This is a genomic window from Nocardioides pacificus (assembly GCF_054775955.1).
The window spans coordinates 403615-417305 of record NZ_BAAHCI010000014.1; the positions used below are offsets into that span (position 1 = coordinate 403615).

Annotated in this window: 12 protein-coding genes; 6 read left to right on the forward strand and 6 right to left on the reverse strand. The window is 71.1% G+C overall.

Annotation, left to right across the window (positions count from 1 at the left end; genetic code table 11):
- The first annotated feature begins 42 nt into the window (after positions 1–42).
- The 4 genes from ACYU7L_RS18350 to ACYU7L_RS18365 are packed head-to-tail and all read left to right on the forward strand — an operon-like array spanning position 43 to position 4068.
- The gene (locus ACYU7L_RS18350) at positions 43–1269 is read left to right on the forward strand and encodes a PP2C family protein-serine/threonine phosphatase (protein ID WP_460799713.1); all 1227 of its coding nucleotides are present in this window, start codon (positions 43–45) and stop codon (positions 1267–1269) included.
- Positions 1266–3224, forward strand: coding sequence for a glycosyltransferase (locus ACYU7L_RS18355; protein ID WP_460799716.1), 1959 nt, complete (start codon positions 1266–1268; stop codon positions 3222–3224). The genes ACYU7L_RS18350 and ACYU7L_RS18355 overlap by 4 nt, the downstream gene beginning before the upstream one ends.
- 48 nt (positions 3225–3272) lie before the next feature.
- A complete protein-coding gene (locus tag ACYU7L_RS18360) occupies positions 3273–3608 on the forward strand; it encodes an STAS domain-containing protein (protein WP_460799718.1) in 336 nt (111 codons plus the stop codon).
- On the forward strand, positions 3601–4068 hold the full coding sequence (locus ACYU7L_RS18365) for an ATP-binding protein (RefSeq protein ID WP_460799720.1): 468 nt from the start codon (positions 3601–3603) through the stop codon (positions 4066–4068). The genes ACYU7L_RS18360 and ACYU7L_RS18365 overlap by 8 nt, the downstream gene beginning before the upstream one ends.
- Positions 4069–4212: 144 nt before the next feature.
- On the opposite strand, the gene ACYU7L_RS18370 is transcribed toward ACYU7L_RS18365, so the two are convergent.
- From ACYU7L_RS18370 to ACYU7L_RS18380, 3 genes are all read right to left on the reverse strand, one after another.
- Positions 4213–5481: an MFS transporter gene (locus ACYU7L_RS18370; protein WP_460799723.1), complete on the reverse strand. Its 1269-nt coding sequence runs from the start codon at positions 5479–5481 to the stop codon at positions 4213–4215.
- Positions 5482–5748: 267 nt separating this feature from the next.
- Positions 5749–7866, reverse strand: coding sequence for an excinuclease ABC subunit UvrB (gene uvrB / locus ACYU7L_RS18375; protein WP_460799725.1), 2118 nt, complete (start codon positions 7864–7866; stop codon positions 5749–5751).
- A gap of 83 nt (positions 7867–7949) precedes the next feature.
- Positions 7950–8246, reverse strand: coding sequence for a hypothetical protein (locus tag ACYU7L_RS18380; RefSeq protein WP_460799730.1), 297 nt, complete (start codon positions 8244–8246; stop codon positions 7950–7952).
- A gap of 113 nt (positions 8247–8359) precedes the next feature.
- Here ACYU7L_RS18380 and ACYU7L_RS18385 point away from each other — a divergent pair, with 113 nt between their 5' ends.
- On the forward strand, positions 8360–9622 hold the full coding sequence (locus ACYU7L_RS18385) for a phospholipase D-like domain-containing protein (RefSeq protein WP_460799733.1): 1263 nt from the start codon (positions 8360–8362) through the stop codon (positions 9620–9622).
- 45 nt (positions 9623–9667) lie between these two features.
- On the opposite strand, the gene ACYU7L_RS18390 is transcribed toward ACYU7L_RS18385, so the two are convergent.
- The gene (locus tag ACYU7L_RS18390; RefSeq protein ID WP_460799735.1) at positions 9668–10795 is read right to left on the reverse strand and encodes a ScyD/ScyE family protein; all 1128 of its coding nucleotides are present in this window, start codon (positions 10793–10795) and stop codon (positions 9668–9670) included.
- A gap of 96 nt (positions 10796–10891) precedes the next feature.
- Positions 10892–11833 carry a DNA-3-methyladenine glycosylase family protein gene (locus ACYU7L_RS18395; protein ID WP_460799738.1) on the reverse strand — a complete coding sequence of 314 codons (942 nt, stop codon included), beginning with the start codon at positions 11831–11833 and terminating at the stop codon, positions 10892–10894.
- Positions 11834–11899: 66 nt separating this feature from the next.
- Here ACYU7L_RS18395 and ACYU7L_RS18400 point away from each other — a divergent pair, with 66 nt between their 5' ends.
- On the forward strand, positions 11900–12685 hold the full coding sequence (locus tag ACYU7L_RS18400; RefSeq protein WP_460799740.1) for an enoyl-CoA hydratase/isomerase family protein: 786 nt from the start codon (positions 11900–11902) through the stop codon (positions 12683–12685).
- Between the two features lie 24 nt (positions 12686–12709).
- Here ACYU7L_RS18400 and ACYU7L_RS18405 read toward each other — a convergent pair whose 3' ends face one another.
- A complete protein-coding gene (locus tag ACYU7L_RS18405; protein ID WP_460799742.1) occupies positions 12710–13690 on the reverse strand; it encodes an alcohol dehydrogenase catalytic domain-containing protein in 981 nt (326 codons plus the stop codon).
- Position 13691 lies beyond the last annotated feature (1 nt).

Genomic DNA, 13691 nt, shown 5'->3' on the forward strand with positions numbered 1-13691 from the left:
TTAAGGTTCCGGGTAAAGACGACGCTCGGAGGACGCGCGGCCATGGCAGTGAGCAGGCACGACCAGCAGGAGGCGAGCCAGCAGGCCCGTGAGGACCGGCGCCAGCGTGCTGTCGAGAGCCTCGGCATCCTGGACCAGCCGCCCTCCGAGCGCCTGGACCGGATCACCCGCCTGGCCCGGACGGTGTTCGGCGTACCGATCACCGCCATCACCGTGCTGGACCGTGATCGAGCGTGGAATCTGAGCCTCCAGGGACTGGAGATCCGCGACAGCCCCCGCACTGGGAGCTTCTGCCAGGTCCCCACCGCCCTCGACGAGACCGTCATCTGTCCGGACGCGACTCGCGACCCTCGCTTCGCCCACCTCGAGGCAGTGAGCGAGCACGGGCTGCGCTTCTATGCCGGCCACCCGCTGCGGGACAGCAACGACAACGTCGTGGCGGTCTTCTGCATCCTCGACACCACACCCCGCACCCTGGACGCCGAGCAGCTCAGCGCGTTCGAGGACATGGCCGCATGGGCGCAGCAGGAGGTCGTGTCCTCCTCGGAGATGGCGCGGGCCGGCGAGGTGCAGGCCTCGATGCTGCCCGAGCAGGCGATCGTCACCGGCGGCTGGGAGATCCGGGGTGCCTGCCTGCCGGCGCTCGCCGTGGGCGGCGACTTCTTCGACCACGGGGTCATCCAGGACGTGGCCCACCTCGCAATCGGCGACGTGATGGGCAAGGGCACCGGCGCCGCGCTGGTGGGCGCCGGGGCGCGCGCCGCTCTCCGGTCGACGCACGCCGTGGCGGCGGCCGGGGTCGATCTGGGCATCACCGTGACCCAGGTCGCGCGCAGTCTCCTGCAGGACCTGGAGCGCACGGAGTCGTTCATCACGCTCTTCCAGGGCGTGATCGACCTGTCCGACGGAGAGCTGCGCTTCGTCGACGCGGGGATGAACCTCACCCTGCTGGTGCGGGCCGACGGCGAGACGGTGCACCTGCACGGCCAGGGGCTCCCCATCGGCGTCCTGCCCGACTCCCACTGGGACGAGCAGCAGGTCGACCTCGAGCCCGGGGACCGGCTGCTGGTCTTCAGCGACGGTCTCCTCGACCTGCTCGACGCCCCGGAGGACTGGGTGCCCGAGGTTCGCGAGCTCGTCCTCGCCCACGACACCGCGAGCTCGCTCCTGGCCGGCATCACGCGGATGGCTCGCCGCCGCACCGCCCTGGACGACGTGACGGCGGTCGCCGTCTACCGGGAGTCCGGCGACGCGGGTACGACGCGGTGAGTCGCCGACTGCTCCTGATCCGCGCTGTCGTCACCGTGACGGCGGTGCTGGGCCTCAACTACGTGGTGTGGCGCTGGCTGTTCTCCGTGCACTGGGACAACTGGTGGATCGCCGTACCCCTCGTGCTCGCCGAGACCTACAGCCTCGTCGACTCACTGCTCTTCGGCCTGACCATGTGGCGTCTCAAGGAGCGTGGCGAGCCGCCGGCGGCGGCGCCCGGCCGCACGGTGGACGTGTTGATCACCACCTACAACGAGCCGATCGAGATGGTGATGGGGACCGCCCGCGCCGCGAAGGCCATCACCTACCCGCACCGGACGTGGGTGCTCGACGACGGCAACCGTTCCGAGATGCGGGCCGCCGCCGAGGCGGAGGGCGTCGGCTGGATCACCCGCTCGGCGGACTGGGTGGACAAGCCACGCCACGCCAAGGCGGGCAATCTCAACAACGCCCTGCTGGCCACCGAGGGAGAGTTCCTCGTCATCCTCGACGCCGACCAGGTGCCGCTCCCCACGCTGCTCGACCGCACCCTCGGCTACTTCGACGACGAGCAGATGGCTCTCGTCCAGACCCCGCAGTGGTTCGTGAACGTGCCGGACGGCGACCCCCTCGGCAGCCAGGCCCCCCTCTTCTACGGCCCGATCCAGCAGGGCAAGGACGGTTGGAACGCCGCCTTCTTCTGCGGGTCCAACGCCGTGATCAGGCGCGAGGCGCTGATGCAGCTCGGCATCGTCCGCTACGCCGGCGAGGTGGAGGCCGGCGTCCACCGGGCACTGCGCACCGCCCGGTCGGTGCTCCGCTCTGCCCGCAAGGGACTCGGGCCCGACGACGACGCCGTGCGCACCGCGCTCACCGAGGTCGAGGAAGCGGTCACTCACGCGCGCGCCGAGCTCGCCCGCGGCGAGGCGCTCTTCGACGTGACCTTCGACTTCCAGCAGCGGGTCGACGCGGTCCATCGCTGGCTGGTCGAGGCCGACCTGAGCACGCTCCAGGCCGACCTCGCGGTGATCGCGGAGCTCGAGGAGGCGACCGCGGCCGGCGACGACACGCTCGCGTCGTACGACGGGCCGGTCCTGGACGCGATCACCCACCGCGAGTGGTCGCCGCTCGGGGCCATCGAGACCGTGCAGTCGCTGGTGGAGGCGGTCGACGTCGGCCTCGGCAGCGAGGCGCAGCCGATCATGCCGATGGCCACCATCTCGGTGACCGAGGACATGGCGACCTGCATGCGGCTGCACTCACTGGGCTGGCGCACCGCCTACCACGACGAGGTCCTGGCCCACGGGCTGGCACCGGAGGACCTGCAGACGATGCTCACCCAGCGGCTGCGCTGGGCCCAGGGCACGGTCCAGGTGATGTTCCGGGAGAACCCGCTCGTCCAGCGCGGCCTCTCCTGGGGGCAGCGGCTCATGTACTTCGGCACCATGTGGAGCTACCTCGCAGGCTTCGCCGCGCTGGTCTACCTGGCCGCGCCGGTGGCCTATCTGACCCTCGGCGTGATGCCCGTGAAGGCGTTCTCGTCGGACTTCTTCGTGCGCCTGGTGCCGTTCCTCATCATCAACCAGCTGCTCTTCTGGATCGTGGCCAACGGACGCAGGACCTGGCGGGGACAGCAGTACTCACTGGCCCTCTTCCCGGTCTGGATCCGTTCGTTCACCTCCGCCTTCGGCAACGTCTTCCTCGGCCGCAGCCTCGACTTCGCGGTCACTCCCAAGACCAAGCGCGAGGACGCCGGCCCACCCTGGCACCTGGTGCGACCCCAGCTCTTCGCGATGGCCGCCCTGGTCGTCGCCAGCGTGATCGGGCTCGTGCGGCTCTCCCAGGGGCTGGGGACTCCGCTGGGGACCTGGATCAACATCGCCTGGATCGTCTTCGACCTCGCGATCTTCTCCATCATCATCCAGGCAGCGCGCTACCGCGGGTTCGTCGCCGACTCCGGGACCCGCGTTGGTTAGCGGGCCGCGGGAGCGGGTAGGACGAGGCCCCGGCCGACAAGGAGCAGCATGATCGATTTCGACGTCCAGACGACCGACCGCGGCATCGGGGTGGTCACTCCCCAGGGTCGACTCAACATGGTCTCCGCACGCCGACTCAAGGAGGTGCTGGGCGACCTCGTCGCAGCGGGCACCGTGCGGATCGTCGTGGACCTGGCGGAGACCACGTTCCTCGACTCCTCCGGGCTCGGCGCGCTGATCGCCGGGCTCAAGCACGCCCGTCAGCACGGCGGCGACCTGCGCATCGCGCGGCCCACCGAGGCCGTCGCGGCGGTCTTCAAGCTGACGAACCTCGACAAGGTGCTGCGGGCCCGCGACGACGTCGAGGGGGCCTTCGATGACTGAGCCGGAGCAGCCGGAGCAGCCGGAGCAGCCTCGTCCGGCCAGGCTGCAGCTCTCGGCGCCGCCCGACGACGCGCTCCTGGAACGCGTCCACGACCTCGTCGAGCAGCTGTGGGAGGTCCACCCCCACGTCCCCGCCACCGACCGCGCCCGCTTCGAGACCGCCGTCATCGAGATCCTGGGCAACATCGTCGAGCACGCCTTCGCCCTCGACGGCGGCAACGTCGAGGCCCGCCGCTTCAGCGTCGTCCTCAGCGTCACCGACACCGAGGTCGTCGGCGTCCTGCGCGACAACGGCATCCCCGCCGCCATCGACCTCAGCGCCGTCACGATGCCCGACTTCGAGGCCGAGTCCGGCCGCGGCCTCGCCCTCGCCGTCGCCGCCCTCGACGACCTCACCTACGAGCGCGTCGAGGCCTGCAACCACTGGACGCTCACGTGCCGGGTGGGCGCGCGGGAGTGAGGGGTCGGCTCCCTGTCCGTTTCACGAGTTAACTCGTGAAACGGTCACTTCCCACATGAAGAATCACGTGGGATGTGATTGTTTCGTGTGGTCAGTACGGCGAGCGCCGGGCGCGCGGCGGCTGTACGGCGAGCGCCAGGCGGCTCACGGCTGGGCGCGCGTGTGCGCCCGGGCCAGACGGCGGTAGCGCCACACCTGGAGCAGCCCGAGCGCCCACAGGGCGTACTGGGCGCTCATCGCCCAGCGGAACGCCTCGGGGGTGTAGGCCGTGCTGGCGCCGGGGGTGCGCCAGTCGAGGATCACGCCGATGGCGACCACCAGGGTCAGGCTCGCGTAGAACCCACCCTGGTTGACGATGCCGCTGGCGCTCGCCATCCGGTCGGGTGGGTTGGCGGTGCGGGCGACGTCGAAGCCGATCATCGACGCGGGTCCGCCGACGCCGACCACGATGGCCAGCAGCACCAGCAGCCCGAACGGCGCGGCGCCCGGCCAGGCGAGCACCGCCGTCCAGACGACGACGATGGACGACACGATGCCGAGCACCATCGTCGAGCGGTGCCAGGGGAAGGCGCCCACCAGCCATCCCAGGATCGGGCCCGCGGTCATCACGGCCACGACGATCAGGGTGAGCAGGAAGCCCGCCTCCCCCGGCGTGCGTCCCTCGCCGCGCACGAAGAACGGGTAGCCCCACAGCAGGCTCAGCACGGTCGCGCTGAACTGCGTCGAGAAGTGCATCCAGAAGCCCAGCCGGGTCCCCGGGTGCGACCAGGACGTCGCCAGGCTGTGCCGGATCGCGGCGAAGGAGAACGTCGGCCCGCGCAGGTTGCGCGCCCGCGGCGAGTCGTGCACCACCGCCACCAGGGCGACGGCGAGCACCAGCCCGAGGAGCGCCGTCGCGAGGTAGGAGCGGGTCCAGCCGAAGGCCCCCAGGGCCCAGGTCATCGGGACGGCGGCTCCGACCGCGCCGAGCTGCCCCAGGGTCCCGGTCAGCTGCGACACCAACGGGATCTGCCGGGTGGGGAACCACGTGTTGACCAGCCGCAGCACGCAGATGAACGTCATCGCGTCGCCCATCCCGACGAAGACCCGCGCCAGCAGCGCGAGAGCGTAGGAGTCAGCGAAGGCGAAGCCCGTCTGCGCCACCGAGAGCGTCAGCACCCCCGCCAGCAGCACGCTGCGCGAGCCGAACCGGTCGACGGCGAGGCCGACCGGGATCTGCATCAGCGCATAGACCAGCAGCTGCAGCATCGTGAACGTCGCGAGCTGCGAGGCCGAGATCCCGAACCGATCGGTCGCCGCCAGGCCCGCCACGGCAAGGGACGAGCGGTGGAAGACCGCCAGCAGGTAGACCAGCATCGCCACCCCCCACACAACGAGGGCGCCGCGCGGGCGAGGGTCGAGGGGGTGTGGCACTGCCCCATCCTAGGAAGGATCGCCGACCGCGCGGGTCGGGGTCCGGGACAACCCCCGCGGCACCTAGGATTCAAGCGTGCCCCGCGCGCTGGGCAGCCTCGCCCCAGGAGCACGGGATCGCGGCGTACGAGTCCGCCCGTCGCCACGCACTGCTCGCGTTCCTCGCGCCGTCGGTGATCTGCAGCGTCATCTACCTGGCCCCGGCCATGATCCTGCTGCGCACGCTGGTGCGCCGACCCGACATCATCGCCGGGGCCGATCACGCCCTCAGCGCGTCGCCTCCATCATCTGGCGAAGCTCCTTCTTGAGCTCGGAGATCTCGTCGCGCAGCCGCGCCGCGACCTCGAACTGAAGCTCGGCTGCCGCGTTCTTCATCTGGTCGGTGAGGTCCTGGACCAGCTGGGCGAGCTCGGCGCTCGGCATCCCCGCGAGCCCCTTCGCGTGCTTGCCTGCTGCGTCTCGGGTGAGGGCCGGCACCGGCTGCTTCTTGGCCTTGGCGCCGTCACCGTGCTGCCAGGTCTCGAGCAGCTCCCGGGTGCTCTCGTCCTCGCGCGCCAGCATCTCGGTGATGTCCGCGATCTTCTTGCGCAGCGGCTGCGGGTCGACCCCGTGCAGCGTGTTGTAGGCGACCTGCTTGGCCCGGCGGCGGTTGGTCTCGTCGATCGCCGACTCCATCGAGGGCGTGATCTTGTCGGCATACATGTGCACCTGACCGGACACGTTGCGCGCCGCACGACCGATGGTCTGGATCAGCGACTTGTCCGAGCGCAGGAAGCCCTCCTTGTCCGCGTCGAGGATCGCGACCAGGGACACCTCGGGCAGGTCGAGGCCCTCGCGCAGCAGGTTGATGCCGACCAGCACGTCGTACTGGCCCAGCCGCAGGTCGCGCAGCAGCTCGATCCGCTTGAGGGTGTCGACCTCGGAGTGCAGGTAGCGCGTGCGGATCCCGGCGTCGAGGAGGTAGTCGGTGAGGTCCTCGGACATCTTCTTGGTCAGCGTCGTGACCAGGACGCGCTCGTGCTTCTCGGCGCGCGTGCGGATCTCGTGGATCAGGTCGTCGATCTGACCCTTGGTCGGCTTGATGATGACCTCGGGGTCGATCAGGCCGGTGGGGCGGATGATCTGCTCCACGGTGTTGGCGACCCCGCCGACCTTGTCGAGCTCGTAGTTGCCCGGCGTCGCCGACAGATAGATGGTCTGCCCGATCCGCTCGAGGAACTCCTCCCACTTCAGGGGCCGGTTGTCCATCGCGCTCGGCAGCCGGAAGCCGTGGTCGACCAGGTTGCGCTTGCGCGACATGTCGCCCTCGTACATCCCGCCGATCTGCGGGACGGCCACGTGGGACTCGTCGACGACGGTGATGAAGTCCTCGGGGAAGTAGTCGAGCAGACAGTTCGGCGCCGAGCCGCGGGACCGGCCGTCCATGTGCATCGAGTAGTTCTCGATGCCGGAGCAGGAGCCGACCTGGCGCATCATCTCGATGTCGTACGTCGTGCGCATCCGCAGGCGCTGCGCCTCGAGCAGCTTGCCCTGGCGCTCGAACGCCGCGAGCTGGTCCTCGAGCTCGAGCTCGATGCCCTTGATCGCCCGCTCCATCCGCTCGGGACCGGCGACGTAGTGGGTGGCCGGGAACAGGTAGAGCTCCTGGTCCTCGGTGACGACCTCCCCGGTGAGCGGGTGCAGCGTCATCAGCCGCTCGATCTCGTCACCGAAGAACTCGATGCGCACCGCGTGCTCCTCGTAGACCGGGAACACCTCGAGCGTGTCGCCGCGCACCCGGAACGTGCCGCGGGTGAACGCCATGTCGTTGCGGGTGTACTGGATCTCGACCAGGCGGCGCAGGATCGAGTCGCGGTCGTGCTCCTGGCCCACCTTGAGCCGGATCATCCGGTCGACGTACTCCTGCGGGGTGCCGAGACCGTAGATGCACGACACCGTCGACACCACAATCACGTCGCGACGCGTCAGCAGCGAGTTGGTCGCCGAGTGGCGCAGCCGCTCGACCTCCTCGTTGATCGAGGAGTCCTTCTCGATGTAGGTGTCGGTCTGCGGGACGTAGGCCTCGGGCTGGTAGTAGTCGTAGTAGCTGACGAAGTACTCGACCGCGTTGTCCGGGAAGAGCTGGCGCAGCTCGTTGGCGAACTGTGCGGCCAGCGTCTTGTTGGGCTGCAGGACGAGCAGCGGACGCTGGACCTGCTCGGCGACCCAGGCCACCGTGGCGGTCTTGCCGGTGCCCGTCGCGCCGAGGAGAACGACGTCCTCGACGCCGCCGTTGATCCGCTTGGTGATCTCGGCGATGGCAGCAGGCTGATCGCCGGAGGGGCTGTAGTCGGAGACCACGTGGAACGGCGCCACGCGGCGCTCGAGATCCGTCACTGGACGCATGCTGCGAGCCTACGGGCTGTCACCGACACTGGTCCTCTCCCCGCTGAGCAGCGCTGCTCAGCAGCGCTGCTCAGCAGCGCTGCTCAGCAGCGCCGGCGCGAGCCCGCCGCTCCGGAGCCACCCGCACCGCCGAGCGCGATCGAGGCGCCGAGGATGAACCCGGTGTCGTACCAACCGCCGGTGTTGGCGACCTCGTAGATGCCGACGTCGTCGCGGAACCACGAGATCACCAGGGTCACCGGCGAGATCACCCCGTGCCACAGACCCGGCCAGAAGCCCGCAGCCTGCGAGCCCCCCGCCACCTCGTTCGCCTCGGCCGCGCAACCGCTGAGCAGCAGCAGCACGGCCACCAGACCCACGATCCATCCGACTCTCGTCATCCTGTCAGCCAAGCCCCTCACCGGGTCCTCCGCCAGATCCGGAAGTCCCTTGCCGGACACGCGAGAGGGACGACGGGCCCACGCAGCCCCCGGTCCCGGATACATTGACCCCCGTGCCCCGCCTCCCCCGCCTCTCCACCGACACATGGCTGACGGTGCTCCGGCGGACGCTGGTCACAGTCGTCGGTGTCCCGTTCCTGATCGCCATCGCGATGAGCCTCGTCGACTCCTACCGTCGCCGGGGCAAGCGCCCCAAGCCGTTCCCGACCACCGACCCCGCGCCGGTGCGGATCGGCGACGGCGAGGTCACGACGTACACCTACGGCCAGCACCTGTACGACGACATGCTGGCCGCCATCGAGTCCGCGCAGAAGCGGATCCTCTTCGAGACCTACATCTGGAAGGGCGACGAGGTCGGGGAGCGCTTCAAGGCCGCCCTGGCCGCAGCGGCGGACCGCGGGGTGGAGGTCTACTGCATCTACGACGCGTTCGCGAACCTGGTGGTGTCGCCGCGCTTCAAGAGCTTCCCCAGCAACATGCTGGTGCTCCCCTACCCCGCCTACTCGGCCGGCTGGCGCTTCTACAACCTGCGCCACTACGGGCGCGACCACCGCAAGATCCTGGTGGTCGACGGCGAGGTCGGGTTCGTCGGCGGCTACAACGTCGGCTCGGCCTACGCCACCGAGTGGCGCGACACGCACGTGCGCATCACCGGCCCGGGGGTCTGGGACCTGGAGCGAGCGTTCGCGGACTTCTGGAACCTGCACCGCCGCAAGCGCTTCCGCACCAGCGAGCGCCCGCTGCTGCTCGAGACGGCGTCGCACTGGGAGCCGCAGATCCGCTTCCACCGCAACGTGCCACGGCTGTGGATGTTCCCGATCCGCTCGATGTACCTCGAGGCGATCCACCGCGCCACCCGCAACATCTGGATGACGCACGCCTACTTCATCCCCGACCAGGACTTCGTCGACGCCCTCAAGGACGCGGCCCGGCGCGGCGTCGACGTACGCCTGCTGATCCCGCTCAAGTCCAACCACGTCGTCGCGGACTGGATCTCACGCGGCTACTTCTCCCAGCTGCTCGAGTCGGGGGTCCGGATCTTCCGCTTCCGCGACGCGATGGTGCACGCCAAGACCTCGACCATCGACGGCAACTGGTCGACCGTCGGGACCGCCAACGTCGACCGGCTCAGCCTGCAGGGCAACTACGAGATCAACGTCGAGATCATCCACGAGGGCATGGCCCGGACCCTCGAGGGCATCTTCGAGACCGACCTGTCCAACAGCCTGGAGCTGCGCGCCGACGAGTGGGAGGCGCGCGACTTCCACCGCAAGTTCACCGAGCACGTGCTGCAGCCGCTGCGCCCGCTGCTCTAGGACCAGGTCCCGAGCGGCGGGCGCAGCAGGCCGCGGCGACGCAGCTCACCAGCGGCGCAGGCGCCAGACCTGTCCGCTCCACTCCGGGTTGCCGCCGAAGCCGGCGGCCGGGGAGACGGAGAACGCGCTCACGTAGGGGACGCCCCTGCGCAGCGTCAGTCCGGCGGGGAAGGGTACGTCGCGTGCGGCGCGGGCACCTCCGGGACGCACCCGGACCACGCGGCCCGGGAAGCACGTCGGGATCTGGTCGAACCCGCAGCCGCCGCCGAACAGCTCCGAGACGTACATCGTCCCGTCGGCTGCCACGTCGACCCCGGTCACGGTCGTGAAGCCACCCCACGAGCGCAGCAGCCGGCCGCTTCTGCTGAACCGGTGCACCTTGGCCTTGCCGGGCTGCTCCGAGTGCAGCTCACCGACGTAGACCCGGCCGTCCGCTCCCAGCGACAGCACGGTCGGTACGGCGTCGGTGCGCGGGCCGTACTCCGGCATCAGCGCCCACAGCGACACGCGACCGCGGCGCACCTGGAGGATCGAGTCGCCCGCGGCGTCGGCCACGAGCACGCGGTCCTTGAGCGCGAGCAGCGAGTAGGGGTTGCTCTCCACGCCCTCCCCGTCGGGGTCGCGCCGCTCCTCGAAGCGTGCGATGTCGGCGACCACCCGGGCTCCCCCGCCGGCCTTCGAGGCCAGCAGCTTGCCCGACTGCCACCCGGGCACCGAGGAGGGCAGCTCGGGTGGGGCCTCGGTGATGATGGCGTAGAAGGGACCCCCGGGGCGCTTGCCGGCGCCGTCGGAGCCGACCGCGAAGGAGCCGTCGGGGCCGGTCCCCGAGAGCAGGCCCCTCATCACGTGCCGACGCTTCCCGCCCGGGGTGAAGACCGTCACCTTGCCCGTGCGCCCGACGCAGAAGGCGTCCTCGCCCTCGCCGGTGCAGCCGGCCGGTCCGGCCGAGCCACGCCCGGCCTCGGCGACCACGATCCGCTTCCCGTCGGGGGTGAGGCTGAGCTGGCGCGGGTTGTCCAAACCGTCCAGCACGACCCGGTGCGCCGGGGGCCGGGCGGACTCGCGTGTCGGAGGGGCCTCCGCGCCGGTGACCGGCGCAGGTCCGGTGGCGAGGAGCGCGCCGACGGCCGTTGCCGACAGCAGTGTCCGGGCGGAATGACGACGAGTGAGCATGACCTACCTCGATCCCGAAGACTGGTGGATCGCAGCACGCTAGTCAGGCAGGCGGCGTCACGGCATCGCCCATCCGGGGTATCCGGGCCCGCCGGCTCAGCGCGGCAGGTGGGTGCGCGGCGCCATCCTCGGCCCGTGCCGGGGTCGGTGCAGCCCGGCCATCACGACCAGCGCCTGGACCCGGCCACGGTGCGGGCGCCAGGGCTCGAGCAGCTCGGCGAGGCCGTCGTCGTCCACCTCCTCGCCGGTCAGCGCCCAGCCGATGTCCTTGGCGACGTGATAGTCGCCGAAGCTCACGGCGTCCGCGTCACCCAGCGCCCGTGAGCGGGTCTCGGCACTGGTCCACACCCCGATGCCCGGCAGCGAGCGGAGCCGGCGGTCGGCCTCGTCACCCGAGACCGTGCTCAGGCGCTCGAGCGACTCGGCCACCCGGGCGGCGGTGACGACCGCCCGGGAGCGCGCGGGATCGACGTGCAGGCGCAGCCACTCCCACGACGGGATCGACCGCAGGACGTCTGCAGACGGCTGCACCCGCAGCCGCAGGTCGGCCGCCGGACCGGGTGCGGGCTCGCCGTAGCGGTGCACCAGCAGCCGGAAGCCCTTGAACGCCTCCTGTCCGGTGACCTTCTGCTCGAGAATGGCCGGCACCAGGGCCTCCATCACCAGGCCGGTGCGTCCCAGCCTCCAGTCGGAGTGCCGGCGCCACACCTCGTGGAGCACCGGATGCCGGGGATCGAACCCGCTCACGTCGTCGGAGCTGCCGAGCAGGTCCGGGACGGACCCCAGCGCCCACTCCGCTCCCGGCCCCCAGGCACCGGCGTGCACCTCTCCCGCGGCGGCGCGCTCGCCCAGCACCAGCGTCGCCGGCCCCTCGGGCGTGCCCAGCCCGCGCCAGTGCCGGCCCCCGTCGTCGATGCGGTACGTCGGGTCGCCGGGGCCGCGGCGGTGCGTGCGCAGGATGCGCCCCACCGGGCAGGGTCGGCCGGGACGCCACACCCGCGAGTGCGGCGCGGCGGCGACGGGTCCGGCGAGCTCCACGCCCCCGACGCTAGTGGACGGCTCCGACACTCGCCGAAAACTGAAACAGGTTCTACCCTGTCGCCCATGACTCTGCAGATTGTCGACGACCACCGCGTCCGCACGCTGACCCTCGACCGCCCCGACGCGCTCAACGCCTTCAACGAGGAGCTCTACGACGCGACGGCCGAGGCGCTGATCGCGGCGGCCGCGGACCTCGAGGTCGCCGTCGTGCTGCTCACCGGCAACGGACGCGCGTTCAGCGCCGGCACCGACCTGCTCGAGATGCACGCCCGCGCGACCGACCCTGCGTTCGTCCCCGGCAAGCACGGCTTCCTCGGCCTGATCGATGCCCTGGTCGACTTCCCCAAGCCGCTCGTGTGCGCCGTCAACGGCGTCGGGCTGGGCATCGGCGCGACCATCCTCGGCTTCGCCGATCTCGCCTTCATGTCGAGCACGGCCCGGCTCAAGTGCCCGTTCACGAGCCTGGGCGTCGCGCCCGAGGCGGCGTCGTCGTACCTCTTCCCCCAGCTGGTCGGCCGGCAGAACGCCGCCTGGATGCTGCTCTCCGCCGAGTGGGTCGACGCCGCCCAGGCGCTGGAGATGGGCTTGGTCTGGCGCGTCTGCGAGCCCGACCACCTGCTCTCCGAGGCGCGGCGTCACGCCGAGCTGCTCGCCGCCCGGCCGATCTCGTCCCTGCGCGCGGTCAAGCACACGATGACCGAGCCGCACCGCGCCCAGGTCCGGGCCGCCCGCGACCGGGAGAACGCCGCCTTCGCCGAGCTGATGGGCGGGCCGGCCAACCTGGAGGCGCTGAGCGCGTTCGCCGAGGGTCGCGAGCCCGACTTCGCGTCGCTTCCCCCCGGTTCTTGAGCAGCCGGGTCGTGAGCAGCCGGGTCAGGGAACGACCAGCACCTTACGCTGCTGGCTGGCTGAGGACAGCTCGGCCACAGCCGCGTCGAGGTCGCCGAGCCCGACCCGGCCCGTCACCATCGAGGCCGCCTCGAGACGCCCGCTGCCGAGCAGCATCGCCGCGAGGGTGAACTCCTGGCGGGTGTAGTAGGAGACGAACGCCATGTCGACCTCCTTCATCACGCCGACGACGGGCATGAAGGGGTCCTCCTCGACGCACACCCCCGCGATCACGATCCGTCCGCGCGGCGCCACGAGGTCGAGGGCCGTGCCCACCATCCCCCGGGCGCCGACGCACTCGACCACGACGTCGAACGGGCCGCCGAGCTCCTCGGTGGTGGGGTCGACGACGCTCGTCGCCCCGAACGCCCCCGCCGCCTCGCGTCGGCTCGCCACCGGGTCGGAGGCCACCAGCTCGCCGACGCCCTGACGGCTCGCCCACAGCAGGACGGCCAGGCCGACCGGGCCCGCCCCGATGACCAGCACCCGGTCACCGGGCACGATCCGGGCACGCTGCACCGCATGCAGGCCGACGGCCAGCGGCTCGACGAGGGCGCCGGTCTCCAGCGGGACGCCGGCCCCCAGGACGACGCTCTCGCGCGCGCCCACCACGACGTACTCCGCGAACGCGCCGGGGCCGCCGCCGACGCCGAGGTGCTGGCCCGTCGTGCAACGGGCGACGTCGCCCAGCGCGCAGTCCGCGCAGGCGCCGCAGCCGATGACCGGCATCGCCACGACCGAGGAGCCAACGGTCCAGTCCCCCACGACGTCATCGCCGACCGCGACCAGCTCGCCGGCGAACTCGTGGCCCATCACCGTCCCGTCCGGCAGATAGGCCGCGGCCTTGAGATCCGAGCCGCAGATCCCGCACGCGGCCACGCGGAGCAGGAGCTGACCCGGCCCCGGGCTGGGATCCGGCACCTCCCGGACGACGAAGTGCCCACCCTCGAGCACGGCGGCGCGCACC

What these genes read in the sequence shown, in the direction of transcription:
- ACYU7L_RS18390 (WP_460799735.1), bottom strand. Translation starts at nt 10,795, where the DNA reads ATGCTCACTCGTCGTCATTCCGCCCGGACACTGCTGTCGGCAACGGCC.
- uvrB (WP_460799725.1), bottom strand. Translation starts at nt 7,866, where the DNA reads ATGCGTCCAGTGACGGATCTCGAGCGCCGCGTGGCGCCGTTCCACGTG.
- ACYU7L_RS18400 (WP_460799740.1), top strand. Translation starts at nt 11,900, where the DNA reads ATGACTCTGCAGATTGTCGACGACCACCGCGTCCGCACGCTGACCCTC.
- ACYU7L_RS18360 (WP_460799718.1), top strand. Translation starts at nt 3,273, where the DNA reads ATGATCGATTTCGACGTCCAGACGACCGACCGCGGCATCGGGGTGGTC.
- ACYU7L_RS18380 (WP_460799730.1), bottom strand. Translation starts at nt 8,246, where the DNA reads ATGACGAGAGTCGGATGGATCGTGGGTCTGGTGGCCGTGCTGCTGCTG.
- ACYU7L_RS18365 (WP_460799720.1), top strand. Translation starts at nt 3,601, where the DNA reads ATGACTGAGCCGGAGCAGCCGGAGCAGCCGGAGCAGCCTCGTCCGGCC.
- ACYU7L_RS18350 (WP_460799713.1), top strand. Translation starts at nt 43, where the DNA reads ATGGCAGTGAGCAGGCACGACCAGCAGGAGGCGAGCCAGCAGGCCCGT.